Raw genomic sequence first — 25,136 nt, 5'->3', positions numbered from 1 at the left:
ATGTCCACCCCGCAGCGCCGGCCGGTGCGCACCCCGGCACCGGCCGGCGCGGCGGCGGCGGCCGTCGCGGCCGCCAGCGTCGAGTCGTACCCCCGGATCGTCGCGACCCTGATCCGGGTGACCGGGGACTGGGCGTTGGCCGAGGACTGCGCCCAGGAGTCGTTGGCCGTCGCGCTGGAACGGTGGCCCGCCGACGGTGTGCCGGACAACCCGGGCGGCTGGCTCATGACCGTGGCCCGCAACCGGGCGATCGACGTGCTGCGCCGGGCGACAGTGGAGCGGCGCAAGCTGCACGACCTGGCGCTGCTCACGCCGGACGACGCGTCGCCGGAGCCGGAGGTGGGGCAGGACGTGGTGGACGACCGGCTGCGGCTCATCTTCACCTGCTGCCACCCGGCGCTCGCGCTCGAGGCCCGGGTGGCGTTGACGCTGCGGACGGTCTGCGGCGTGCCCACCGCCGACATCGCCCGCCTCCTGCTGGTCAGCGAGTCGACGATGACCCGCCGGCTGACCCGGGCCCGCACCCGCATCGCCCAGGCCGGCATCCCGTACCGGGTGCCGAGCGGGCCGGCGCTGACCGAGCGGCTCCCCGGCGTCCTCGCCGTGCTGTACCTGCTGTTCACCCGGGGCTACGTCGCCGACGGCGAACCGGCCTTCGCCGACGAGGCGGTCCGGCTGGCCCGGCTGCTGGCCCGGCTGATGCCCGACCAGTCCGAGGTCGCCGCGCTGCTGGCGCTGTTCCTGTTCCAACACTCCCGTCGGGACGCCCGCCGCGACGCCGCCGGCAACCTGCTCACCCTTGAGCGGCAGGACCGCGACCGGTGGGACCGCGCCGCCATCGCCGAGGGCCTGGCCGCCCTCGATCGGGTACGCCACGACGGGCCGTACGCGTGGCAGGCCCGGATCGCCGCCTGCCACGCCACCGCCGCCTCGGCCGACGACACCGACTGGCCGACGATCGCGCGGGCCTACGACACGCTCGCCGACCTCCGCCCCTCACCGGTGATCGCGCTCAACCGTGCGGTGGCGCACGGCTACGCGTACGGGCCGGCCGCCGGGTTGGTAGTGCTCGACGCGGCGCGCGCCCGGGGCGGGCTGGACGGCTATCCACTCACCGTGGCGGTGGAGGCCGACCTGGTGGCCCAGCAGGGTGACCGACTGCGTGCCGCCGGCCTGTTCCGGGAGGCGGCGGCAGCGGCCGGGTCGACCGCCGAGCGCCGAGCGCTGCTTGAGCGTGCCGACGACCTCGCCCGTTAGCGGAGCGGTCGCACGCCATCAGGAGCGGTACGTCGGTCATCTGGACCGGCACCGCCTCGTCGATCATGGAGTTGTGGTGGGCAACAAAGCCCCCGTGAACTGCCAAACCAGGCACCACAACTCCATGATCGACGGGCCCGGTCTGTCCCCGCTCCGCGATCTTGCATCTTCTGTCCCGACACAAGGGGCATCCCGCCCATGTCGACGACCGAAACCGCAAGATCGGCGCGATCTTCTCGCTCGACACACGCTGATCTCCGAGCGTTCACCCCGTTGGGCGCCGGGCATTGATCGACCGGGCCGACGAGCACATCGGTGGGCGGATGGGAGTCAGGCCACCAGGATCGGTACGTCGTACTTCTGGATTCGGTCGTCCCGGGTGACCAGGGTCAGCCCCTCGTGCAGGGCCTGCGCGACCAGCATCCGGTCGAAGGGATCCCGGTGGATCGCCCGGTAGCCGACCAGCCACGATGGCGTGATCGTGGCGGATCGGGAGTTCCCGCAGTTCGGCGTCACGGAGCCGTTCGGCGAGGTCGGCCGGGCAGCCCGAAGTCGCGAGCCACCTCGTCGTTGACCTCGTCGGAATCCCAGTCACCGGTGAGATCCAGCGCACCGCGCAGAGACCCGCGACCGGTGCGTGTCGTACGACGAAGAGGAATGACCTTGGCGACCGGGTTGCCGGCCCGGCTGATCACGATCTCCTCGCCGTGCTCGACCCGTTCGATGATGCGTGACAGGTTCGTCTTCGCATCGTGGATGTTGAACTGCGCCGCAGCTTCACCGGCCACCGTGCCACCTCCTTAGCTAAGAGGTTAGCCCGTGGCGGGGCCCGGTACGAGGAGCGACCCGGGAACGACGCAGGCTCCCTCCCGCCGAGGGCGGGAAGGAGCCTGGTGACGTCGGTACGTCAGTTGGCGATCATGCGGCGCAGCACGTACTGCAGGATGCCGCCGTGCCGGTAGTAGTCCGCCTCACCGGGGGTGTCGATCCGCACCACGGCGTCGAACTCGACGCCGGTGTCGGTGCTGACCTGCACGGTGCGCGGGGTCTCACCGTCGTTCAGGGCGGTCACCCCGGTGATGGTGAACGTCTCGGTGCCGGTCAGGCCGAGCGACTCGGCGGTGACGTCCACCGGGAACTGCAGCGGCAGCACGCCCATCCCGATCAGGTTCGAGCGGTGGATCCGCTCGTACGACTCGGCGATGACCGCCCGGACGCCCAGCAGCATGGTGCCCTTGGCCGCCCAGTCCCGCGACGAGCCCGAGCCGTACTCCTTGCCGGCCAGCACGACCAGCGGGATGCCGGCCTCCTGGTAGGCCACCGAGGCGTCGTAGATCGAGGTCTTCTCGCCGGTGAGGTGGTTGACGGTGAAACCGCCCTCCACCCCGGGCACCAGCTGGTTGCGCAGCCGGATGTTGGCGAAGGTGCCCCGGATCATCACCTCGTGGTTACCGCGGCGGGAACCGTACGAGTTGAACTCGTGACGCGGCACGCCGTGCTCGGCCAGGTACGTGCCGGCCGGCGAGTCCGCCTTGATCGCGCCAGCCGGCGAGATGTGGTCGGTGGTCACCGAGTCACCCAGCTTGGCCAGCACCCGGGCGGCGGAGATGTCCACGACCGGGCTCGGCTCCTGCTGCATGCCTTCGAAGTACGGGGGCTTGCGCACGTAGGTGGAGTCGTTTTCCCAGGCGAAGGTGTCGCCGGTCGGGGTCGGCAGCGACTGCCACCGTTCGTCGCCGGCGAAGACATCGGCGTACGCGGCGCTGAAACCGGTGGCGCCGATCGCCTGGGCGATGACGTCCTGGATCTCGGCGCTGTTCGGCCAGATCTCGCGCAGGTAGACCGGGTTGCCATCGGAGTCCTCACCGATCGGCTCGTTGGCCAGGTCGATGTCCATGGTGCCGGCGAGGGCGTAGGCGACCACCAGGGGCGGCGACGCCAGGTAGTTCATCTTGACGTCCGGGTTGATCCGGCCCTCGAAGTTCCGGTTGCCCGAGAGCACCGAGACCACCGACAGGTCGTGCTCGTTGACCGCGGCGGACACCTCCTCGGGCAGCGGGCCCGAGTTGCCGATGCAGGTGGTGCAGCCGTAGCCGACCAGGTTGAAGCCGAGCTTGTCCAGGTACGGCGTGAGGCCGGCCCGCTCGTAGTAGTCCATGACGACCTTCGACCCGGGTGCCAGGGTGGTCTTCACCCACGGCTTGCGGGTCAGGCCCTTCTCCACGGCGTTGCGGGCCAGCAGCGCGGCACCGATCATCACCTGCGGGTTGGACGTGTTGGTGCAGGAGGTGATCGCGGCGATCACCACGGCGCCGTGGTCCAGCTCGTACTCGACGCCGTCGGCGCCGGTGACCCGGACCGGGTGGCTGGCCCGGCCGCCCGCGCCCACCGCAGCGGTCTCCAGGTCACGCGGCTCGTCGGCCGGGTCGCTGAACTCGTTGGCCGGCGGGTCGCTGGCCGGGAAGGACTCGGCGCTGGCCTCGTCGGCCGGACCGTTGGCGCCGCGCGGCAGCTCCTCGCGGGGGACACCCGGCTTGAGGTCACGCTCACCGACGGAGTCGTCGGCCACGTAGTCGGTCAACGCGGAGCGGAACAGCGTCTTCGCGGCGCCCAGCGGCACCCGGTCCTGCGGGCGCTTCGGGCCGGCGAGCGACGGCTCGATGGAACCCAGGTCCAGCTCCAGGCGCTCGGAGTACTCCGGCTCGGCGTCCGGGTCGTGCCAGAGGCCCTGCTCCTTGGCGTACGCCTCGACGAGCGCGACCTGCGCGGCGTCGCGACCGGTCAGCTCCAGGTAGCGGATCGTCTCCGCGTCGATCGGGAAGATCGCCACGGTGGAGCCGTACTCCGGGGACATGTTGCCGATGGTGGCCCGGTTGGCCAGCGGCACGGCGCCCACGCCGGGGCCGTAGAACTCGACGAACTTGCCGACCACACCGTGCTTGCGCAGCATCTCGGTGATCGTCAGCACCAGGTCGGTGGCGGTGGTGCCGGCCGGCATCTCGCCGGAGAGCTTGAAGCCCACCACCCGGGGGATCAGCATGCTGACCGGCTGGCCGAGCATCGCGGCCTCGGCCTCGATACCGCCGACGCCCCAGCCCAGCACGCCCAGGCCGTTGACCATGGTGGTGTGCGAGTCGGTGCCGACCACGGTGTCCGGGTACGCCTGGCCGTTGCGCTCCATGATGGTGCGGGCCAGGTACTCGATGTTGACCTGGTGCACGATGCCGGTGCCCGGCGGGACGACCTTGAACTCGTTGAACGCGGTCTGACCCCAGCGCAGGAACTGGTAGCGCTCCTTGTTGCGCTCGTACTCCAGCTCGACGTTGCGGGCGAACGCGTCCTCGCGACCGAACAGGTCGGCGATGACCGAGTGGTCGATGACCAGCTCGGCCGGGGCGAGGGGGTTGACCTTGCTGGCGTCGCCGCCCAGGTCACGCACGGCCTCGCGCATGGTGGCCAGGTCGACCACGCAGGGCACGCCGGTGAAGTCCTGCATCAGGACCCGCGCCGGGGTGAACTGGATCTCCACGCTCGGGGCGGCGGTGGAGTCCCACCCGCCGAGCTGGCGGATGTGGTCGGCGGTGATGTTCGCGCCGTCCTCGGTCCGCAGCAGGTTTTCCAGCAGGATCTTCAGGCTGTACGGCAACCGCGCGTGGCCGTCCACCTTGTCGATCTTGAAAATCTCGTAGCTCGCGTCTCCGACGCGTAGCTGGGTCTTCGCACCGAAGGTGTCGAGGCTCGCCACGTCGTACTCCTTCACACCAGCGACCGTGAGTAGTCCTGAGCAGTCTGTCGCACCGGCCGGGGTGCCGCCGAGGTTAGGTGACACTTACCCGCCGATTCCGCTTCCAACAAAACCGTACGTCCGTCTTGCTATATGCGCAACCTGGCGTCAGGGTCGGGGCGGCCCACGACCACGGCGCGTCGTCAGATCGGCGGGGTAGGGTCGGGGCCGATCGGAAGGGGTGCCGAGTGATTGACGTTCAGCACTGGCTCTCGGCACTGCCCCCGGGCGTGGTCTACCTGCTCGTCGCCGGGGTGATCGGCGTGGAGAGCATGGGCGTCCCGCTGCCCGGCGAGATCGTCCTGGTCAGCTCCGCACTGCTCGCCGCCACCGGCGTGGTGGAGCCGGAGTGGGTGGCCAGCGCGGCGGCGTTCGGGGCCATCGCCGGCGACTCGGTCGGGTACGCCATCGGCCGACGCGGCGGTCGTCCGCTCCTCGCCCGACTGGGCAGACGGTTCCCCAAACACCTGGGCCCGGCGCAACTCGCCCGTGCCGAACAGAGCTTCGCGCGGCATGGCGTCTGGGCGGTCTTCTTCGGTCGGTTCGTGGCACTGCTGCGGATCCTCGCCGGGCCGCTCGCCGGTGCGCTGCACGTGCCGTACCGCCGCTTCCTGCTGGCCAACGCGGCCGGCGGGTTGGTCTGGGCCTTCGGCACGACGTACCTGCTCTACTCCGTCGGCCGGGCGGCCGAACACTGGCTGAAGGACATCTCCTGGGCGGGGTTGGTCCTCGCTGTGCTCGCCGGGCTCGGCAGCACCTGGTGGCTGCGCCGACGCGCCCACCGCGTCGAGTCGGCCGACGGCGCCTCCGGCGTGGAAGCCGCCGAGGTGGCTTCCGGTGGTCAGTCTGTTGGGGCGGCTTCGGGCGGTCGGTCTGTTGCGGCGGCCTCCGGCGGGAAGGCGGCTGTGGTGGCCTCCGGCGTTGAGCCGAGCCGCGCGGGCGACTGACCTGGGCATGCCGAAGGGCCGGACCCCGTGGTGGGGTCCGGCCCTTTCGTTTCGTGTGGTGCGGTGGGTCAGCTGGTGGCGTAGCCGCGGGTGGCGATCCAGTCGGCGAGGTGCTCGACGGTGACCTCGTAGGAGGCGGTGTTCGCATCGGCGGAGTCGGCGATCTTCACCACGTTCCCGCCGTCGCGGTAGCCGACGACGCTGATGTAGTGCCCGCCCTCGAAGGAGTGCACGCCGCCGTCGGTGTCGACGCTGGTGCCGGCGATGTTGGCGACCACGGCCCGGCCGTCGTCGACGGTCTTGACGATGTCGGCGCGCAGCTGGTCGGTCTGCTTGCCGTCGGCGTTGGGGCTGGAGATCTCCACGCTGTGGTAGGCGTCGTTCTTGCCGGTCTCCTTGTTCAGCACGGGGGTGATGTCGTTGATGGAGTTGGTGCCGGCCTCGGTGGTGCCCATCTCCTTGGCCATGGCGTCCACGCTGATGTCCTTGCCCTGCACGCTCAGGGCGTTACGGGTGGCGGCGGGGCCGCAGTAGTAGAAGTTCGGCTGGGCCTCGTAGCGCACACCGAGCTGACGCTCACTGGCGGGCTTGCGGTCGGTCTGGGTCTGGGTGGCCGGCTTGGCATCCGACGCGGCGTACGCGGCGGTCACCGGTCCGGCGATGGCGCCACCGGTGAACGCGAGGCCGGCGGCGGTCAGGGCGGTCTTACGGATCAGATCGGTACGCATGATGGCGTGCTCCTCTGCATCGGGGGTGCCCGCACGACAGTTCGGGGGGTGTGTGCCGTGCGGGGAAAGTCTTGTTGCCCGGCGACCCGCGAGAAGGGGGTCGGCGTCGGGACAGGGTGTAACCGTTCGCGGTGGCGGGTCATTCCCGCAGGGGGTTGGCCGTTGTGGTGCTCGGCCGTGCGGGGGATGTAACCGGGGCGGCCTGCCAGGTGTTCCCGGCGGCTGCCGCGCCCCACGACCCGATGGTCGCGGTGGCATGCCAGGTATAACGACCCCGGCCGGCCGCCGATTCCACCGTCGGGGTGGCCCCGACCACCCGACAGCGCGGCCCAAACCGGACAACCCGCCCAGCCCACCCCGCCTGCCGGACCCGACACGGCGGACAAGGCGCCGTGATCGACTCGCGTTCACGGAAACCGCCGGGTCTGGGTGACGGGGATATCCCGACTTCAACGAAGTCGAGTGGATCATGCCCGTCTTCGAGCACGATCACGCGGAACCGGCCGCTGATGAGTCGAGTACCTGGTCCCCGACGCGTTGCCACCGGGCAACATCTAGGCTCTGACCGAGAGGGGCGGATCATGGACGCTGCAATGTGCCGGGCTCTGACTCCTTCCCCGCCCGGGGTCGGCCGATGAGCGCAGTGGCATTCCTGAACATTGCCATGCACGGGCACATCAACCCGACATTGCCCGTTGTGGGCGAGCTTGTTCGTCGTGGTCACTCCGTCACGTACCACACGACGGCGGCCCATGCCGAGCAGATCGCCGCGACCGGGGCGCGAGTGCTCCTCTACTCGGGTGACGACGTACCGCTCTCCGGCCCGCCGACGCCCGTCACGGTGCTGGAGCAGCTCGCGCGTACCGCCGTACGCGTGCTGCCCGCCGTCCTCACCGATCTGCGGGGCACTCGACCCGATCTGATCGTCCACGACTCCCTCTGCCCGTGGGGGCCGGTGGCCGCCCGGGAACTCGGCGTGCCGCCCGCATCGTCGTTCACCACGTTCGCCTTCAACCGGCACGTACCCAGCCCGACCCGCGGCTCCTGGGAGCTGCTCAGCGCGGCGGCGGCCCTTCCCCGTCCCACCGCTGGGTACCTGAGGTCTCGATGGAAGCTGCGCCGCCGGTACGACACGGGCGCGTTGCCCCTGATCGACCTGGCCAACATCCGTCAGCCGCTCAACCTGGTCTACACCTCGCGGGCGTTCCACCCCGAGGCGGACAGTTTCGACCAGTCCTACCAGTTCGTCGGACCGAGCATCGGTGCCCGCCCAGCAGACTCGTCGTTCCCGGTCGATCGATTGCGGGACCCGGTGATGTACGCCTCGATGGGCACGGTGTTCGACGCCCCGCAGCTGCTACGCACCTTCGCCGCTGCGCTCGCCCCGCTGGGTGGCACCGTGATCATGTCCACCGGACACACCGATCCCGCCGCGCTTGGCCCGCTACCTGACAACGTGCTCGCCTACCGTTCCGTACCGCAGTTGGAGGTGCTGGCCCGCGCGGCGCTGTTCATCACCCACGGCGGGGTGAACAGCGTCAACGAGGCCCTGTACGCCGGAACTCCGATGCTGGTCGTGCCGCAGGGCGCCGACCAACTGCTGGTGGCTTCCCGCATCGTCGAGCTCGACGCCGGCCTGTCGATCCGTACCGACGACGTCACGGTGGAGGTCGTGCGGGCCCTCGCTCAGCGTCTGCTCGACGAGCCTCGATTCCGCGCCGCCGCAAGCACCCTGCAGGCCGCCCAGCGTCAGGCGGGCGGCTACGCGCGTGCCGCCGACGTACTCGAGCACTTCGTGCAGCAGACCGGCTCGGTCACTCGGCCGGGCGCCCTCGATCTGCCACCACAGGGCTGACCGATGTCTCCCGTCGTCGCCATCCTGCTGCTGGCCGCCGGGCTGTCCGAGGCCGCCGGGCGTCTCCTCCCGGTGGTGGCACGCCTGTCCGGCGTGTCGCACGCGCGGGTGGTCAGCCTGTTGCTGGCGGGCGCGATCGTCGACGGCGCGGTGTTCGCGCTCTGGCCGCTGTCGGCGTGGGCCGTTGCCGGTCTGGTGCTGCCGACCTCGGCGTCCGACGAGGCCGCGCTCGTCTGGACACCCGGCCTGGCTGCGCCGCTGGTGCTTGCCGGCGTCCTCGCGTTCCCGCTTCTCGGGCCACTACTGCACCTGGTGCTCATGGTTGGGGTGGGGGCCGGCCTCGCCGGTGCACTCGCCACGGTGGCCGGAGTTGGCTGGTGGGAGGCCGCCGGCTGCGTAACGATCGCGGGAATCGCGCTCGGCGTCTCCGTCGAGGCCGTCCGCCGCCTCGTCGTGAAGCTCAACACCAGACGAGCACCGGAGCCAGTCGCGTGATCGGACTGGCGCTCCTGCTGCTGCTCGGCGGGCTGGGACTGGTGCTGATCGCCGAGGCCCTGCTCGCCCGCTACGAGGTGCTGGTCTACGCCGCAGGATGGCGCACACCCACCATCTCCCGCCCCGAGGGCATGTCCTACGCCCGCGGGGCCGATCCGGACCGCCCTCCGGATGCCTACCTGGTCTATCTGGACGGCATCGGGAAACGCCGTTTCCACGACACCCGCGATGGTGGCCGACTGGTCAAGAGTCTGATCAACCGAGCGCCGGAGCTCCGGGTGCTGGGCCAGGTGCAGCCCTACTCCCCGCTGGCCGTGCCGCTCGCCGACCGGCCGGTCTGGACCTGGGTGCGCCGCCACATCGGGCTGCTGCTGTTCCTGCACAACGTGATGCAGATCTTCGTCGCCGCCGACCGCCGCTACCGGCCCCTGTACAACCGTGCCGTCGGTGCGCAGATCGCCACCGAGCTCCAGGTCGCCGGTTACCTGCCGGACAGCGGCATACCCGTGGTGTTGCTCAGCTACAGCGGTGGCGCCCAGGTCGCCAGCGGTGCGGTGAACGAACTGTGGTCCCAATTACGCACTCCGCTCTGGCTGATCACTCTCGGTGGGTTCCACAACGGTGCCAACGACATCACCCACGCCCAGCACCTCTACCGGCTCACCAGTGCCGGCGACTGGATCGAACGAGTCGGCACCTGGATCTTCCCGCAGCGGTGGCGGCTGTTCCGCTGGAGCGGATGGAACCGGGCCGACCGCGAAGGAAAGATCACCGTGCATCGGCTCGACCCCGCCACGCACATTGGCCCCCGCAGCTACATCGCCCCGGAGGCTCGCCTACCCGACGGGCGCAGCCACCTCGACCGGACCACCGACACTGTGCTCGCGCTGATCCGGGATCGGCTCAGCCTGACGGCGGAGACCGACGGCCCGTTGCCCTGAGCGCTCACACGTCGGCATTCAAACCGGCCTGCTGATTCGCTTCCGTCTGGGGGAGCCCGGAGATCTGGAGCAGTTGACTGACGACAACCCGCAGTTGCGCGACGACGACAGCTCCGGAGGACCCGACACCCTCGGCACACGCCTCGTCGATGTCACTGATCACCTGAAGCGCTCGCTTCCGCGCGCGGTCCGGCTCTCGTCCGGCCAGGAAGTCACGATGCAGGAGCCTGAACGCCTGGCCGAAGTGCTCGATCGCCGTGGAGAGACCGGCCGGCAGCGTCTCCCGGGCGTGTAGTGCCGACACCGCCCACTGCACCATCTCGCGGCTGCTGGTGTAGGCGAGTTCAAGGTGTTCGGCCGCCCGCCCGTACCGACGCAAGATGCCCAGCCGTCTCCTCCGCCACGGTGAGAGAATCGCGACTTCGCATGCTGCGGCGACCACATCGCCGGTGTTCCGTCGTTGCGCCTCTGCCGCACGCAGTCGCTGTAGGGCGTCCTCGGCCTGCCGCGCGTCGCGCTGAGCCAGCGCGTTGGCGATGGCTGTCATCTCCCGGGCGATGGCATCGACTGTCGGGCCAGCGGCGCGGTGCACGATCCGCACCGGATTGAGCGGCAGGATCAGCAAGGCCACCACGATGGCCACCACCACACCGACCAGCGCATTCGCCGTCCGGGGCACGGCCAGGTCCGGCCGGTCCGGAGACACTGTGCCGAGCAGGACCGCGGTGCTTCCCGCCTGCACCATGACGGCGCCGTTGCCGCGAAAGACGGCTGCCGCCGAAATGGCCAGTGCCACGACCACACCGGTCTGTATTGGTCCCGCCCCGATGAACCGTACGATCCCGTTTCCGACCAGCACCCCCAGGAACACCCCGGCGAGAAGTTCCAGAGTGCGACGGGCCCGATTGCCGATGGCCGCCGCGATGGTGCCGACCGCGGCGGCGGGTGCGAACAGCGGCTGCGGATTGTGCAGCACATCGCTGGCAATAAACCAGGCCAAGCCGGCGGCCAGCCCCGCCTGCACCGCGAGGATGAGGTAGGTGCGAAGCCGTTCGTAGGCCTCCCGGCCTTCGCGCAGCGCACTCTCCGCCGGTCGGGCACCCCGACGTCTGCCGCGCACCTCTCACCCCCCCACCACCGATCAGCTCTCCCACGATCGTCGTACGGCGGCGAACGTCGGGTGCGAGAGATCCCCAATCTGGTGCGGCAGCGATGGAAGCCTCCGCATCCGCACATGAGGGGTATTCGGCCCGCGGGGTGGGTCAGCCGGCGCCGAGGAGTTCCAGGAGTGGCACGCCCGTGCCGGCGCTGAGGGCTTCGACCGGCAGGAACCGAGCGTCGACCTCCCAGCCGGGGAACGGGATGAGCAGCGGGTACGTCAGTGCGATCCCGCGTAGCCACGGTGGCGGGACGCGGAGCCAGTCGGCCGCGAAGAGGCCGCCGCCGGAGAAGAACCACAGCACCACCCGCTCGCCGTCGACGCGCGGATCGGCGCGGACCTGTTCGACCATCGCGGCGATCTCGTCGGCTGCGGCGGGCAGCGCCGACAGCTCGGACACCTGGTAGCTGACCAGCGCGGTGACCACGCCGCTCGCGGCGAGCAGCGAGCCGTAGCCGCGGTAGAGCAGCCAGTCGCGAGGGTCGGGCGCCTCGGTGGCAGCGGAGCGCCGTGCACCACCACGACGGCGGGAGCGGTGTGGGTGGGCAGGTGCAGGTCGACGTTGCCGTGTCGTTCGACCGGCGCGGCCGGGGTGGACAGGACGAAGGGTCGTTGTGCGACGGGCGACGTCGTGGCCTGATCGTATCGATCATCGACCTGCCCGGTTGACCCAAGCGATCTACAAGGGACAGCGGGTCAGGCCGGATCGCCGGGCTTCGCGGCGTCGCCGGCCTGGGCGTGCCGCTCCAGGAGTCGCTGCCGGATCTCCTCCGGGGTGTACGCGCGCCGCCGCCGTTCGGCCCGCGCGATGACCACACCGGACGCCGCGACGCCGGCGAGCCCGGCCAGCCCGAGAACCTTCCACCACCGCATTCGTTGCCGCATCGGCCTAGGCTAGACCCTCATGAGCATCAGCCTGGATGAGGCCGTCGAGTTGACCCGCACCGGTGACGTGTGGGTGTTCCGGGGTCGCAGCGTGCCGGACCGGGCGATCCAGTTCACCACCAACAGCCCGGTGAACCACGTCGGGATGGCGGTGGTGCTGGACGACATGCCCCCGCTGATGTGGCACGCGGAGTTGGGCAGGTCGTTGCCGGACCTGTGGTCGGGCAGCCACCAGCGTGGTGTCCAGCTGCACGACCTGCGGGACGCGGTCTGCGTCTGGGCCAACCGGTACGGCCAACGGGCCTGGCTGCGGCAGCTCGACCCGCCTGTCGACGCGGAGATGGAGCGGGCGGTGCTGCGGACGATCGCGCGGCTGGACGGTACGCCGTTCCCGTCGACCGCGCAGTTGGCGTGGCGCTGGGCCCGTGGTCGGGTGCCGGCGCTGCCGCGCCCCGGCCGGCTGCCCAACCTGCCGCACCTCGGTCGGCTGTCGGCGCTGTCGCGCCTCGGCCAGCCGACACCCCGACCGACCCCGCCCGACCAGGCCGACCGCGCCAACTCGACCGACCGCGCCGACCGCGCCCGATCGGCGGGGGAGCGGGACCGGGCTTTGGAGACGGCGTACTGCGCCGAGGTGGTGGCCGTGACCTACGAGGCCATGGGGTTGTTACCGGCGGGCCGGCGTCCGAACTGGTACGACCCGGGGCGGTTCTGGAGTGGGGACGACCTTGGTCTGGCCGCCGACGCCCGGTTGGGTTCGGAGATCGAGGTGCGGGTGCCGCCGCGTTGAGGTTTGACCTGTGCGGTGACCGGCAATTGCTGTGACCGTGAACGCCTCCACGGATCTTGACACGTTGGCCGACTTCTTCGACCGGTACGGCGTGGCGTTGACCTCCGGCGACCTGCCGGCCATCGCCGGTTGTTACGCCCTGCCAGGGTTGGTGGTGGCCGACACGTACAGCTTCTCGTTCACGTCCGCGGCGGCGGTGGCGCTCTCCTTCGTGGGCGCCGCGCCGGACTACCAGGACCGGGAGTTGGTAGCGGCGCATGCCCGGATCGAGGATGTGCAGCCGGTCTCCGCGCTGCTGACGCTGGTGGCGGTGGAGTGGGAGTTCCTGGACAGTCGGGGGCAGGCGGTGCCCGGGGAGCGGTACCGCTACCTGCTGCGTATCTCGGATGACGGTCCACTGATCTGCACTGTCGTCCGGACGGGCTGACCGACCGGGGCCGGTCGGCCCGATCCGTACCCGCCCGGTTTCCGGTCCGTGCGGCGCTGGCTACGCTGTCGCGTCGGTGGGGGACGAGGGGAGACCTGATGGCGGTGCGGCCGGATGGTGCGGCAGCTTCGCGGGCGGCGCGGGTGTTGGCGTCGGTGCCGTGGATCGTGGTGCTGCTCGGTGTGTGCGCGCTGGTGGTGCTCCTGGTGATCGCACTGTTGTCGTTCCGGACCAGGGAGCGGGACGCCCCGCCGCAGGCCGCGCCTCCGGCGTTCCTGCCGACCGTGCCGGCCGCCGCGTCGGCCACCGGTGGGCCGACCCCGGCCGGTGTGGAGCGGCGCTCGGTGTCGCCGCGACCGTCGCGCAGTAGTAGTCGGACACCGTCGCCGCGGGCCACCGCGGCCGGCTCGCCGACTCCGGGGCGGACGAGCGTCCTGATAGCGCCGACGGCACCGGCGGACGACACGGTCAATGCTCGGTACGAGGTCGGTACGGACGGCTGGGACGGAGACGCGGCGGTGCTGTCGATCGCCAACGAGTCGAGTCAGTCGGTGGACTGGCAGGTGGAGTTGGCGTACGACGACGACACGTGGGCTCTGCGAGTGGGTGATGACTCGGGCGTCTCGGTGCGGGGGCGCGGGGACGGGGAGTTCGTGTTGCGCGGCACCCGTTCGCTGGGACCGGGTGACTCTCGGACGGTGCGGCTGCGCGTCGGCTGGGGTGAGTCGGCGGAACGGCCGCACAGGTGCACGATCAACGGGGTCGACTGCCGGATCGGCTGAGCTGGGAGCCGGCTCGCTGGCACTGCGGCACCGCGCCGCCGAGGCTTTCCGGCCCGGGCGTCGATCGCTACGCTGCCCGGACGGTCCGCTGAGGGAGGTACATGTCCGGCATGCGCCGTGTTCCGCGCCCGCCGCACGGTCCGGTCGCGATCGCCACGTCGCCCTGGATCGTGGTGGGCGCCGGTGTCGTCGTGATGGTGGTCCTGCTCTTCGTGGCCCTGGGCGCGTACCGGGGACGTAGCCCCGCGCCGGACGGCGCGCGGCCGCCGGCGCTGCCGGTGCCGTCCGCGGTGGTGGCGCCGAGCGCGCCCACGTCGGTGGCGTCACCAGTGCCGGCGCTGCCGGGGATATCCGGCCGTGCGAGTGGGCTGCCGCCGAGCGCCGCGTCCGGTTCACCGTCGGCCGACCCGACGGTCGGTTCGAGCGGGAGGCCGACGGCGACGCGGTCGCCGAGTCGGGCGTCGTCGGGTCAGCCGGCGATGACCGGGCGGTACCGGGTGGTGCAGAGCTTCGACGGGGGTTTCATCGGCGAGGTGGCGATGGTCAATGCGTCCGCGCGGAGCCGTGGTTGGACGGTGCGGTTGGAGTTCTCCGGCGGACGGCTGGTGACGGCCTGGGTGGAGGGTGTCCCACAGGGGACGATCCGGGAGAGCGACGGCGGCTTCACGTACGTCAGCGGGGTCGAGGTGTCGCCCGGCGGTTCGGTGGCGCTGCGGTTCCACATGGAGCGGGCGTCCAGCAGCCCACGGGAGTGCACTGTGGACGGGGTGCGCTGCGACGGTCTCTGAGCGGTGCTTCCGCAAGGATGCTGCTTTGTTGCGACCATGTTTGCAAGGTATTGCAGAATGTTTCGGCAAGGGTTAGCGTGCGGCCAATCAGCGACCAGAGGAAGGCGTCGATGAAACCCCCGCCGATACCGCGCACCGCCCTGCTGGCCCTTGCCTCCCTGCTCACCGTCACGCTCGTCGGCGCTCCGGTCGCCGTACGTCCCGCCGCCGCGGGCCCCCAACCGTCCGACGGCGCCCCACTCGCGATCGGCGGCGCAACCCAGTGGCGTGCCGAACCCACAGCCGAGGCGCTGCTCAAGGCCGGCGGCAACTCCGCCCGGGCCGAGCAGTTCTACTTCGTCCTGCCGGACCGGTTCGCCAACGGAGACCCCCGCAACGACAGGGGCGGCCTCACCGGCGACCGACTGCGGACCGGCCTCGACCCTACCGACAAAGGCTTCTACCACGGCGGCGACCTCAAGGGCGTCATCGACAAGTTGGACTACATCCAGGGGATGGGCACCACCGCCATCTGGCTCGCCCCGATCTTCAAGAACCGGCCGGTGCAGGGTGCCGGCAACGACGTCTCGGCCGGCTACCACGGCTACTGGATCACCGACTTCACCCAGGTGGACCCGCACTTCGGCACCATGGAGGAGATGAAGCGGCTGGTCAAGCTCGCCCACCAGCGTGGCATCAAGATCTACCTCGACGTGATCGTCAACCACACCGCCGACGTCATCAAGTACGCCGAGGACAAGTACGCGTACGTGGACAAGGCGACAGCGCCGTACACCGACGCGCAGGGCCGGGCGTTCGAGGACCGCAACTACGCCGACGGCAGCCGCGCGTTCCCGCCGGTCGACCAGGAGTCCTTCCCGTACACGCCGACGTTCGCCGAGCCGAAGGACGCGAGCGTCAAGGTCCCGGCCTGGCTGAACGACGTCACCATGTACCACAACCGGGGTGACTCCACCTTCGCCGGTGAGAACAGCGAGTACGGCGACTTCTTCGGCCTCGACGACCTGTGGACCGAGCGTCCCGAGGTGGTCCGGGGCCTGACCAAGGCGTACGGGGACTGGATCGGCGCGACCGGCGTCGACGGGTTCCGGTTGGACACCGTGAAGCACGTCAACATGGATTTCTGGCCGCAGTTCAGCCAGGGCATCGAGCGGGCCGCCGAGAAGGCCGGCAAGAAGGACTTCTTCATGTTCGGCGAGGTGTACAGCGCCGACCCGGAGATCAGCTCCAACTACGTCCGGCAGGGTGGCCTGCCGGCCACCCTCGACTTCGCCTTCCAGGAGGCCGCGCGGGGCTTCACCGCCGGCGCCGGCTCCGCGAAGGCGCTCGCCGACGTGTACGCCCGCGACGACCTCTACGCGGCCCGGAACACCGACGCCGGCCGGTTGACCACCTTCCTCGGCAACCACGACATGGGCCGGATCGGTTCGTTCATCGCCGGTGGTGGCAGCGACCCGGCCAGCCACCTGCGTCGCGACCAGCTCGCGCACCAGTTGATGTTCCTGACCCGTGGCCAGCCGGTGGTCTACTCCGGCGACGAACAGGGCTTCACCGGCCCGGGCGGGGACAAGGACGCCCGCCAGGACATGTTCGCGTCGAAGGTTCCCGACTACCTCGACGACGACCTGCTCGGCACCGACCGCACCCACGCCAGCGACCAGTTCGACAGGGCCCACCCGCTGTACCGGACCATCGCCGACCTGGGACGGCTGCGCCAGGCCCACCCGGCGCTGCGCGACGGTGTGCAGGTCACCCGGTACGCGGCCGACGGGCCGGGCGTCTTCGCCGCCTCCCGGATCGCCCCGGCCGACCGCACCGAGTACGTGGTGGCAGTGAACAACGCCGACACCGCGCAGACTGTCACGGTGGACACCTGGTCGGCCGGCGCCACCTTCACCGGCATCTACGGCGGCTCGGAAGACGAACAGGCCGGCAGCAACGGCGAGCTGAGCCTCACCGTGCAGCCGCTGTCGGCGGTGGTGTACCGCGCCGGCAGCCCCATCGCACCGGCGGCCGACAAACCGACCATCACCATCAGCAGCCCGGCTCCGGACGCGCCGGTCGCCACCCGGGCAGCGGTCAACGCCCGGGTGACCGGCGACCCGCTGGCCACCGTCACCGTCGCGGCCCGCGTGGCCGGCGGCCGGTGGACGCTGCTGGGCAGCGCCGGCCACGCCCCGTACACGGTGCAGCACGACCTGACCGGGCTGGCCGGGGGTACCCCTGTCGAGTACAAGGCGGTGGTCCGCGACGGCAGAGGCCGTACCGCCACCGCCCGGTCCACCGCCGTCGTGGGCACCCCGCCGCAGGGCAGCTCCCGGGAGTGGGCGGTGGTGCACTACCAGCGCCCCGCCGGGGGGTACGACGACTGGGGGCTGTACGCCTGGGGGGACATCGACCCGGCGTACGTCACCGAGTGGCCGAAGGGGCAGCCGTTCGCCGGGGAGGACTCCTACGGCCGGTTCGCCTGGGTGAAACTCAAGCCGGGTGCCACGTCGGTGAACTTCCTGGTGGTCGACAAGGCTGGTACGAAGGACGTCGCCCAGGACCGCAGCATCGACGTCACCCAGACCGGCGAGATCTGGCTCAAGCAGGGCGACCCGGCGATCTACCCGAGCAGGCAGGCGGCCACCGGTGAGCCGGACCCGTCGGTCGAGGAGGGCACCGCTGTTCTGCACTACCGGCGGGCCGACGGCAACTACGACGGCTGGGGCCTGCACCTGTGGGACGGCGCGGCCAACCCGACCGAGTGGTCCGCCCCGCTGCGGCCGACGTCCGTCGACGCGTTCGGGGCGGTGTTCCGGGTGCCGCTGGCGGCCGGTGCCACCGGCCTGAACTACATCATCCACCAGGGCGACACCAAGGACCTGCCCGACGACCAGCGGCTCGACTTCGCCAGCGCCGGCCGGGAGGTGTGGCTGCTCGCCGCCACACCGGGCCGCCTGCTGCCGTCGACGGCCACCACCGCCAGCGGAGACACCGACATCAGCAAGCAGAAGGCGCACTGGATCGACAGGTCCACAGTGGCGTGGCAGACCCCGCCGACCGACGGCAAGACGTACGCGCTGGTCGCCGCGCCCACCGGCGGGGTCAGCGTGGTCGACGGCGAGCTGACCGGCACGTACACCACGTTGCCGCTGCGGGCGCAGCGCAACGGGCTCACCGAGGCCCAACGCGACAGGTTCCCGCACCTGTGGTCGTACCGTAGCTTCGCCCTGGACCGGGCGGTCCTGGCCAAGGTCCCGGCGGCGCTGCGGGGGCAGTTGCTGGTCACCGAACGCGACGCCGAGGGTGCGCTGCTCGCCGCGACCGGCGTGCAGATCCCCGGCGTGCTCGACGACGTGTACTCCCGGGCGACCGACGCCACCCTCGGGCCCACGTTCTCGGGCCGGACGCCGAGCCTCGCGCTGTGGGCGCCCACCGCCGGCAGCGTGCGTCTGCAACTGTTCGACTCACCCACCGCCGCGCCGAAGACGGTGCCGATGCGCCGCGACGACAGCACCGGCGTCTGGTCGGTGCGCGGAGACCGCTCCTGGACCGGCAAGTTCTACCGGTACGAGGTGCGGGCGTGGCAGCCGGCGGCGCAGCGAATGGTCACCGCGTCGGTCACCGACCCGTACTCGGTGGCCCTCGCCGCGGACTCCACGCACAGCCAACTCGTCGACCTGAACGACCCGGCGCTGGCCCCTCCCGGGTGGCGCACGCTGCGGAAACCGGCGCCGGTGCCGCCCGCGAAGGCACAGATCACCGAGCTGTCAGTGCGGGACTTCTCCATCGCCGACGACACAGTGCCGGCCGAGCGGCGGGGAACGTTCCTGGCGTTCACCGATCCGAAGACCGCCGGGATGACCCATCTGCGGGCGCTCGGTGACGCCGGGGTCACCCACCTGCACCTGCTGCCGGCGTTCGACTTCGCGACGATCCCCGAGAAGCGGGCCGACCAGCGCCAGCCGGCGTGCGACCTGGCGGCGCTCCCACCGGACTCGGCCGAGCAGCAGAAGTGCGTGGCGGCGGTCGCCGAGACCGACGGCTACAACTGGGGGTACGACCCGCTGCACTACACAGTGCCCGAGGGCGGCTACGCCGTCGACCCGGTCGGGGCGGCGCGGACCACCGAGTTCCGGCGGATGGTCGCCGGGGCGAACGACGCCGGGCTGCGGGTGGTCATGGACGTGGTCTACAACCACACGTCCGCGGCCGGCACCGACGCGAAGTCGGTGCTCGACCAGATCGTGCCCGGCTACTACCACCGGCTGCTGGAGGACGGCACAGTGGCCAACTCCACCTGCTGCGCCAACACCGCTCCCGAGCACGCCATGATGGGCAAGCTGGTGGTCGACTCGCTGGTCACCTGGTCCCGGCAGTACAAGGTGGACGGCTTCCGCTTCGACCTGATGGGCCACCACCCCAAGGCGAACATCCTGGCCGTCCGGGCGGCACTGGACCGGTTGACAGTCGCCCGCGACGGCGTGGACGGCCGGTCGATCCTGCTCTACGGCGAGGGCTGGAACTTCGGTGAGGTCGCCAACGACGCGCGTTTCGTGCAGGCCACCCAGGCCAACATGGCCGGAACCGGCATCGGCACCTTCAACGACCGGCTGCGCGACGCGGTGCGCGGTGGTGGACCGTTCGACGCCAACCCCCGGGTGCAGGGTTTCGCCTCCGGGCTCTACACCGACCCGAACGGCGACGCGGTCAACGGGTCACCGGCCGAGCAGAAGGCCCGGCTGCTGCACGCCCACGACCTGATCAAGGTGGGGCTCACCGGTAACCTGCGCGGCTACCGGTTCACCGACACCGCCGGGCGGCAGGTCACCGGGGAGCAGGTGGACTACAACGGCTCCCCGGCCGGCTACACCGCCGCACCGGGGGAGGCCGTCACCTACGCCGACGCGCACGACAACGAGATCCTGTACGACGCGTTGGCGTACAAACTGCCGCAGGCCACCACCGCGGCGGACCGCTCCCGGATGCAGGTGCTGGCGCTGGGCACTGTGGTGCTGGGACAGGGCACCGGGTTCGTCACCGCCGGCACCGAACGGCTGCGGTCGAAGTCGCTGGACCGCAACTCGTACAACTCCGGTGACTGGTTCAACCAGATCCGCTGGGGCTGTGAACGGGGCAACGGGTTCGGCGCCGGTCTGCCGCCCGCGCCCGACAATGAGGACAAGTGGTCGTACGCGAAGCCGCTGCTGGCCGACCCGGCGCTGGTGCCGGACTGCGCGGCGATCAACACCACCGACGCCCGGTACGCCGAGTTGCTGCGCATCCGGGCGTCCTCGCCGGTGTTCGGTCTGGCTACCGCCGAGCAGGTGCAGCGGCGGGTGGCGTTCCCGCTCTCCGGTGCGCAGGAGACGCCGGGGGTGCTGACCATGACCCTGGACGCCGGTGGGCTGGGCGGGCCGTGGAAGTCGCTGACAGTCGTCTTCAACGGCACCCCGTCGGCGGCCACCCAGACGGTCACCGGACTGCGCGGAGCGGACGTGGCACTGCACCCGGTGCTTGTCGACTCGGCCGACCCGGTGCTGCGTACCGCGGCGTTCGACACGGCCGCCGGCACGTTCACGGTGCCGGCGCGCAGCGTGGCGGTATTCGTCCAGAAGTGACGTGAACCGGCCCCCTTCCGCGTCTCGCGGAAGGGGGCCGGTCCGTTGTGCTGGCGCTACGCCGTCGTCACCCGAGGGTGAGCAATCAGGCGAAGCAGTTGTCGATCGTGCCGCCCGGGATGGCCAGGCAGTTGGTCGGACGGTTCGCGGTGATGGCGGACTTGTCGTCCACGTTCACGTCTCCGAAGAAGCTGAAGACACCGCCCGGCTCGAAGGTGGAGAAGTTGTGGGCGACCTTCGTCTTCGACAGGTTGACCTCGCCGAAGATGTTGAAGATGCCGCCGCCGACCCCGATCGGGCCGATGGCCCGGTTGCCGACGACCTCGCTGTCGCGCAGCGTGGTGACGCTGCCGACGTTGAAGAGCCCGCCGCCGAAGAAGCCGGCGGTGTTGTCCTTGATGCTGCTCTTCTCGAAGGTGGCCACGCTGTCGAAGGCGATGGCCACACCGCCACCGACACCGGCGGTGCTGTTCTTCTCGATCGTGGCGTGGTGCAGGTTCAGCTGGCTGTCAGCTGCGGCGATACCGCCACCGGCGAGAACCGCGGTGTTCGAGACGAACTTGCTCTCGTACGCCGTGGTGTTGCCTTCGATGTCGAGGTAGCCACCACCGAAGCCGAGCGTCTCGTTGTCGGTGATCTCGGCCTTCTTGAGCTCGACCGTACCGCCGTCGACGTCGTCGGCGAAGATCCGCGCAGCGCCGTTGGAGATACCGCCACCACCGATGATGGCGGTGTTGTCCTTGATCTTCGACTCCTCGACCTTGAGCAGGCCGGCGTTGAACACACCGCCACCGAAGAAGAAGGCGGTGTTACGGGTGACGGTGCTGTGCCAGATCTTCGTGGTGCCGAAGTTGGCCACGCCACCACCGTTGCCGCCCGACTGGTTCAGGACGACCTCGGACTCCAGGATCTCGGCGGTGCCACCCGGCTGGACCAGGATTCCGGCGCCGTCGGTGGCGTCCGGGTACTCCACGAGCGGCGTGACGACACCCGCCTTCGCGGTCGGCGCGGCCTTGGGCGTCACCTTCGGCGTCGCCGTCAGGCCGGCCTTCGGGTTGGCCTGACGGGCGGTGAGCGCCTGGTTCAGCGGGACGCCCGCCTTCACCTGCGCCGCGATCGCCTCGGAATCCGAGTAGGACGCCCAGACGGCCGCCGGCTCGACGCTGTTGAACCGTTCGAGGGTCTGGCCACCCTTGATGGTCAGGCCCTTGATGGTGAGGTGACCACCGGCACCGACGTTGAGGATGCGGAAGTAGTCGGCTGTGGCTTCCCGGGAGATCGTGGTGTGCTCGCCCTTGAGCGTGATTCGCTCGGTGATCACCGGCAGGCCGTTGCCCTGGTAGTCGTTGCGGCTCAGGTTGTAGGTGCAGCCCTTGGCCAGCTCCAGCACACCGCCGTGCTTGTTGTTGGCGAACACGATCGCCTGAATCAGCTTGTCGGTGTCGCAGGGCACCTCCTTCCCGCGCTCGTGGTCCTTGTCCCGGTCCTTGTCCTTGTCCTGGTCCTTGTTCCGGTCCTCGTCCTTGTCCCAGTCGCGCGCCTCGTCACCCCGCTGGTCGCCGTCCTTGCTGACCTGCGCGGTGTTCCAGTTGAGGCCGACCGCTCCGGCGCTGCCCGCGACGCCCACCGCCGCGAGACTGATCACGCCTGTCAAACCGGCCACGCCACTGGCGAGCCAGAGCTTGCGGCGGCTCTTGGCCGTCGCCCGCCCGGAGGCTTCTTTGTTCGTTAGGTAGTTGGACATCGGAGCTCTCTGCCCTCTCCTCGTACCAGACAGGGTCGCCGCCGTCAGACGGGTGTCCCCTGCTACAAATCGGTTGTAGCTCCCAAAACCACCGTATGAGAAGGTTCCTCGCCTCGCGGGCTTATCCGAGAGAAGCCCACATTCGGTTCATGTTGCCCCCAGCGAGGCCGGACCGACGCAGCGTGGCCCTAGCCGGCCGGCAAGCCCCTGACCTGCCCAAATGGGTACGCCCCTCCGAGCCGTTCACGGCTCGGAGAGGCGCGCCCTCTATGTGGATCAGCCACCCGTTCCGGTCAGAAGCACTCGGGAACGTTCAGGCAGTTGGTGGGGCGGTTGGCGGACACCACTGACTCGTCGTCCAGCCGCACCTGGCTGAAGAGGCCGTTGGAGATCCCGCCGGGCGGCAGGGTGGCGAAGTTGTGCGTCACCTTCGTCCGGTGGAGGCTGACCTCGCCGCCGTCGGTGTTGTAGATGCCGCCACCGCTGCCGAACGGGCCGACAGCCCGGTTGCCCGTCACCTCGCTGTCGCGCAGCGTGGTGATGCTGTCCTCGTTGTAGAGGCCGGCACCGAAGAAGCCCGCCGTGTTGTCCTTGATCCTGCTGTTCTCGATCGTCGCGACGCTGTCGAAGGCCACGGCCAGGCCGCCACCCACGCCAGCGGTGCTGTTCTTGGCCACCGTGGCGTCCTTGAGGGTGAGCTGGCTGTCGGCCACCGCGACGCCACCACCGGCGAGGACCGCGGTGTTGCCGCTGACCGTGCTCTGGTGCAACGTCGTGGTGCCCTCGACATCCAGGACGCCGCCACCGAAGCCGAGCGTCTCGTTGTCGGTGATCTCGCTCTTGTGGACCCAGACCGAGCCGCCGTCGACGTCCTCGGTGAAGATCCGCGCCGCACCGTTGGAGATGCCACCGCCGCCGATGATCCCGGTGTTGTCCTTGATCTTCGACTCGTCGACCTGGAGTACGCCGGCGTTGAAGATGCCGCCGCCGAAGAAGAAGGCAGTGTTGTGAGCGACAGTCGTCTTGCTGAGCCTCGTGCTGCCGAAGTTGGCCAGCCCGCCGCCGTTGCCGCCGGACTGGTTGTAGAGCAACTCGCTGTCCAGGATCTCCGCCCGACCACCGGGCTGCACCAGCACCCCGGCGCCGTCGGTGAACCCAGGCTGCTCGACCAGCGGCGCCACCGCCGGCCCGGCAGCCGCTACCGGCTTGGCGGCTGTCGCCGCGGCGGGCTTGGCGGCTGCGGCTAGCGGCTTGGTGGCCGTCGGGGCCTTGGTGGCCGTTGGTGCGGCCTTGGTCGCCGTCGCCGGGGCCTTGGCTGCCGCTGCTTTCGCTGCCACCGGCTTGGCGGCGGCCCTGGCTGCGGCGGCTGCCGGCTTGGCGGCCTTGGCTGCGGCGGCTGCCGGCTTGGCGGTCGTGGCGGCAGGCTTCGCTGCCGTGGCGGCCGGCTTGGCTGCGGTCGGCTTGGAAACGGTGGAGCGGACCACTGCCGAGTACGGCGCCCAGACCGTCGCCGGGTCGGCGGTCATCGGGGACTGAAGGGTCTGGCCACCCCTGATGCTCAGGCCCTTGAGAGTGAGCTGCCCGCCGGCGCCGACGTTGAGGATGCGGAAGTAGTCGGCAGTGGCCTCGCGGCCGATGGTGGTGTGCTCGCCCTTGAGGGTGATGTTCTCGGTGATCACCGGGAGGCCGTTGCCGTCCTGGTTGCGAGTCAGGGTGTAGGTGCAGCCCTTGGCCAGCTCCAGCACGCCGCCGTCCTTGTTGTTGGCGAACGTGATCGCCTGGATCAGCTTGTCGGAGTCGCACGGGACCTGCTTGGTGCGGTCCTTCTCGTCGTGCTTTCCGTCCCTGCGGTCCTCGCCATCCTTGCCGGACCGGTCGTCGAAGCCGCTCCAGTCGTCGCCGCTCCACTCGTCGTCCTGACCGCCGTCGTCCTTGGTGCCGCCCTTGGCCGCGCCGCCGTCGTCGCTGACGTTCTGCCGGTTGGTCGACGGTTGCCCGTCGGACACCTGGTCGGCCTTTGGCTTGTCGTCCCGAGCGGCGATGCCGCCGAGGGCCGCCAGGCCGACCACGCCGGTCAGCCCAGCCACGCCGGCGACCCAGAGCGCCCGCCTTCGCCGTGTCGGCGGAGCTGCCGAGGCCCCGCCGTCGGTACTCGTTACGTCGTTGGACATCAGAGCCTTCCGCCCTTTCCTGCTACCAGACGGGATCGCACCGCCCGAGGCGCCACGACCAGCTACAAATGGGTTTGCAGCTACTGATCCCCACCGTATGAGAACCATCTTCGCGATGCGGACTTATCCGAGATAACCACGCATTTGACGCAGGTCAGATGACCGCGGGCAACCGGGCCGGGCCGGCTGGAAAGGGCCTGAGTAGCACAAACATCGACGGACGACGCCGCTGGGCCAGCCGAACCTCGCCACGGCCCCGTGCAGGCCGTCGCCACCGGTGTGCCGGTGTCGGTGGGGCGGTGTGGCTGGCCACCGGGGTGCGGCTGTCGGCGGGGCCGTGTGGGTGTCGCCGCCGGTGTGCGGGTGTCGGCGCTCAACGGCGCGCAGGTGACGGTGTTCGCGCGGCCGTGTGGCTGGCCACCGGTGTGCGGCTGTCGGCGCGGCCGTGCGGGTGTCGCCTCTGGTGTGCGAGTGTCGGCCCGTGTGCCGCCGCCGCCGGTTTGCGGGTCGACGGTGCGGGGTCGGGCGCCGATGTGTCGCAGCCGGTGTCGCTGTCGCTGTCGGTGCGCCGGTACGGCCGTCGGGGTGTGCGGATAGCGAACGTTGCCCGCCCTCAAGGCGTGATCCACTCGGCTTTCTTGAAAGCGCAGTATCCGAGCGGCGGGGACAGCGCGACTTCAAGGAAGCCGAGTGGATCACGCTGGGCAGGCGGGTCAGCTGCAGGCGGGTCAGCTGGGCTCGCTGTTAGCTGGGCAGGCGGGTTAGCTGGGCTCGCTG

Annotated in this window: 19 protein-coding genes; 10 read left to right on the top strand and 9 right to left on the bottom strand. The window is 70.4% G+C overall.

The window, feature by feature from the left end; translation table 11 throughout:
• Positions 1 to 1,257, top strand: a complete 1,257-nt coding sequence (locus IW249_RS33095; protein WP_196924373.1) for an RNA polymerase sigma factor — start codon at positions 1 to 3, stop codon at positions 1,255 to 1,257.
• A 330-nt stretch (positions 1,258 to 1,587) separates the two neighbouring features.
• On the opposite strand, the gene IW249_RS35125 is transcribed toward IW249_RS33095, so the two are convergent.
• The 3 genes from IW249_RS35125 to IW249_RS33080 all read right to left on the bottom strand — a co-directional run bounded on the left by IW249_RS35125 (position 1,588) and on the right by IW249_RS33080 (position 5,017).
• Positions 1,588 to 1,773, bottom strand: coding sequence for a PIN domain-containing protein (locus tag IW249_RS35125; RefSeq protein ID WP_372433017.1), 186 nt, complete (start codon positions 1,771 to 1,773; stop codon positions 1,588 to 1,590).
• On the bottom strand, positions 1,770 to 2,045 hold the full coding sequence (locus IW249_RS33085; protein WP_196924372.1) for a type II toxin-antitoxin system Phd/YefM family antitoxin: 276 nt from the start codon (positions 2,043 to 2,045) through the stop codon (positions 1,770 to 1,772). The genes IW249_RS35125 and IW249_RS33085 overlap by 4 nt, the downstream gene beginning before the upstream one ends.
• A 119-nt stretch (positions 2,046 to 2,164) precedes the next feature.
• Positions 2,165 to 5,017 (bottom strand): aconitate hydratase, encoded by a 2,853-nt coding sequence (locus tag IW249_RS33080; protein ID WP_196924371.1) that lies wholly within the window; start codon positions 5,015 to 5,017, stop codon positions 2,165 to 2,167.
• A gap of 212 nt (positions 5,018 to 5,229) precedes the next feature.
• On the opposite strand from IW249_RS33080, the gene IW249_RS33075 reads away from it, so the two are divergent.
• Positions 5,230 to 5,988 (top strand): DedA family protein, encoded by a 759-nt coding sequence (locus IW249_RS33075; RefSeq protein WP_307788790.1) that lies wholly within the window; start codon positions 5,230 to 5,232, stop codon positions 5,986 to 5,988.
• A 68-nt stretch (positions 5,989 to 6,056) separates the two neighbouring features.
• On the opposite strand, the gene IW249_RS33070 is transcribed toward IW249_RS33075, so the two are convergent.
• Positions 6,057 to 6,716, bottom strand: a complete 660-nt coding sequence (locus IW249_RS33070) for a C39 family peptidase (RefSeq protein WP_196924370.1) — start codon at positions 6,714 to 6,716, stop codon at positions 6,057 to 6,059.
• Positions 6,717 to 7,350: 634 nt separating this feature from the next.
• Here IW249_RS33070 and IW249_RS33065 point away from each other — a divergent pair.
• Genes IW249_RS33065 through IW249_RS33055 form a run of 3 tightly spaced genes read left to right on the top strand, consistent with a single transcriptional unit; the run spans position 7,351 to position 10,007 of the window.
• Entirely contained in the window at positions 7,351 to 8,571 is a 1,221-nt protein-coding gene (locus IW249_RS33065) for a macrolide family glycosyltransferase (protein ID WP_196924369.1), read from the top strand.
• Positions 8,572 to 8,574: 3 nt separating this feature from the next.
• Positions 8,575 to 9,066, top strand: coding sequence for a hypothetical protein (locus IW249_RS33060; protein WP_196924368.1), 492 nt, complete (start codon positions 8,575 to 8,577; stop codon positions 9,064 to 9,066).
• Positions 9,063 to 10,007: a hypothetical protein gene (locus IW249_RS33055; RefSeq protein WP_196924367.1), complete on the top strand. Its 945-nt coding sequence runs from the start codon at positions 9,063 to 9,065 to the stop codon at positions 10,005 to 10,007. Before IW249_RS33060 ends, IW249_RS33055 begins: the two co-directional genes overlap by 4 nt.
• Before the next feature lie 4 nt (positions 10,008 to 10,011).
• On the opposite strand, the gene IW249_RS33050 is transcribed toward IW249_RS33055, so the two are convergent.
• The 3 genes from IW249_RS33050 to IW249_RS33040 form a co-directional block, all read right to left on the bottom strand.
• Positions 10,012 to 11,127, bottom strand: coding sequence for an FUSC family protein (locus IW249_RS33050; RefSeq protein WP_196924366.1), 1,116 nt, complete (start codon positions 11,125 to 11,127; stop codon positions 10,012 to 10,014).
• A 142-nt stretch (positions 11,128 to 11,269) separates the two neighbouring features.
• On the bottom strand, positions 11,270 to 11,593 hold the full coding sequence (locus IW249_RS33045) for an alpha/beta fold hydrolase (protein WP_196924365.1): 324 nt from the start codon (positions 11,591 to 11,593) through the stop codon (positions 11,270 to 11,272).
• 269 nt (positions 11,594 to 11,862) lie between these two features.
• On the bottom strand, positions 11,863 to 12,051 hold the full coding sequence (locus tag IW249_RS33040) for a hypothetical protein (RefSeq protein ID WP_112582944.1): 189 nt from the start codon (positions 12,049 to 12,051) through the stop codon (positions 11,863 to 11,865).
• 19 nt (positions 12,052 to 12,070) lie between these two features.
• Here IW249_RS33040 and IW249_RS33035 point away from each other — a divergent pair, with 19 nt between their 5' ends.
• The 5 genes from IW249_RS33035 (at position 12,071) to pulA (ending at position 20,444) form a co-directional block, all read left to right on the top strand.
• Complete coding sequence (locus IW249_RS33035; RefSeq protein ID WP_196924364.1) at positions 12,071 to 12,841, top strand: hypothetical protein; 771 nt, start codon at positions 12,071 to 12,073, stop codon at positions 12,839 to 12,841.
• 37 nt (positions 12,842 to 12,878) lie between these two features.
• A complete protein-coding gene (locus IW249_RS33030; RefSeq protein WP_196924363.1) occupies positions 12,879 to 13,268 on the top strand; it encodes a DUF6841 family protein in 390 nt (129 codons plus the stop codon).
• Between the two features lie 98 nt (positions 13,269 to 13,366).
• Positions 13,367 to 14,050, top strand: a complete 684-nt coding sequence (locus IW249_RS33025) for a hypothetical protein (RefSeq protein WP_196924362.1) — start codon at positions 13,367 to 13,369, stop codon at positions 14,048 to 14,050.
• Between the two features lie 110 nt (positions 14,051 to 14,160).
• Positions 14,161 to 14,838 carry a cellulose binding domain-containing protein gene (locus IW249_RS33020; protein WP_196924361.1) on the top strand — a complete coding sequence of 226 codons (678 nt, stop codon included), beginning with the start codon at positions 14,161 to 14,163 and terminating at the stop codon, positions 14,836 to 14,838.
• 110 nt (positions 14,839 to 14,948) lie between these two features.
• Positions 14,949 to 20,444, top strand: coding sequence for a pullulanase-type alpha-1,6-glucosidase (gene pulA / locus IW249_RS33015; RefSeq protein ID WP_196924360.1), 5,496 nt, complete (start codon positions 14,949 to 14,951; stop codon positions 20,442 to 20,444).
• An 85-nt stretch (positions 20,445 to 20,529) separates the two neighbouring features.
• On the opposite strand, the gene IW249_RS33010 is transcribed toward pulA, so the two are convergent.
• Both IW249_RS33010 and IW249_RS33005 read right to left on the bottom strand, forming a co-directional pair.
• A complete protein-coding gene (locus tag IW249_RS33010) occupies positions 20,530 to 22,188 on the bottom strand; it encodes a hypothetical protein (RefSeq protein WP_196924359.1) in 1,659 nt (552 codons plus the stop codon).
• 293 nt (positions 22,189 to 22,481) lie between these two features.
• A complete protein-coding gene (locus IW249_RS33005; protein WP_307788789.1) occupies positions 22,482 to 24,275 on the bottom strand; it encodes a hypothetical protein in 1,794 nt (597 codons plus the stop codon).
• Positions 24,276 to 25,136: the final 861 nt, after the last annotated feature.

Source organism: Micromonospora vinacea, from assembly GCF_015751785.1.
GTDB classification, from domain to species: domain Bacteria; phylum Actinomycetota; class Actinomycetes; order Mycobacteriales; family Micromonosporaceae; genus Micromonospora; species Micromonospora vinacea.
The sequence above is the reverse complement of the archived record's forward strand: the minus strand, read 5'-3'. Positions and strand labels throughout refer to the sequence as shown.

Bases quoted from the DNA above. Each gene is read 5' to 3' on its own strand.
- IW249_RS33065 (WP_196924369.1), top strand. From the start codon at position 7,351: ATGAGCGCAGTGGCATTCCTGAACATTGCCATGCACGGGCACATCAAC.
- IW249_RS33025 (WP_196924362.1), top strand. From the start codon at position 13,367: ATGGCGGTGCGGCCGGATGGTGCGGCAGCTTCGCGGGCGGCGCGGGTG.
- IW249_RS33040 (WP_112582944.1), bottom strand. From the start codon at position 12,051: ATGCGGCAACGAATGCGGTGGTGGAAGGTTCTCGGGCTGGCCGGGCTC.
- pulA (WP_196924360.1), top strand. From the start codon at position 14,949: ATGAAACCCCCGCCGATACCGCGCACCGCCCTGCTGGCCCTTGCCTCC.
- IW249_RS33035 (WP_196924364.1), top strand. From the start codon at position 12,071: ATGAGCATCAGCCTGGATGAGGCCGTCGAGTTGACCCGCACCGGTGAC.
- IW249_RS33010 (WP_196924359.1), bottom strand. From the start codon at position 22,188: ATGTCCAACTACCTAACGAACAAAGAAGCCTCCGGGCGGGCGACGGCC.
- IW249_RS33070 (WP_196924370.1), bottom strand. From the start codon at position 6,716: ATGCGTACCGATCTGATCCGTAAGACCGCCCTGACCGCCGCCGGCCTC.
- IW249_RS33060 (WP_196924368.1), top strand. From the start codon at position 8,575: ATGTCTCCCGTCGTCGCCATCCTGCTGCTGGCCGCCGGGCTGTCCGAG.
- IW249_RS33095 (WP_196924373.1), top strand. From the start codon at position 1: ATGTCCACCCCGCAGCGCCGGCCGGTGCGCACCCCGGCACCGGCCGGC.
- IW249_RS33020 (WP_196924361.1), top strand. From the start codon at position 14,161: ATGCGCCGTGTTCCGCGCCCGCCGCACGGTCCGGTCGCGATCGCCACG.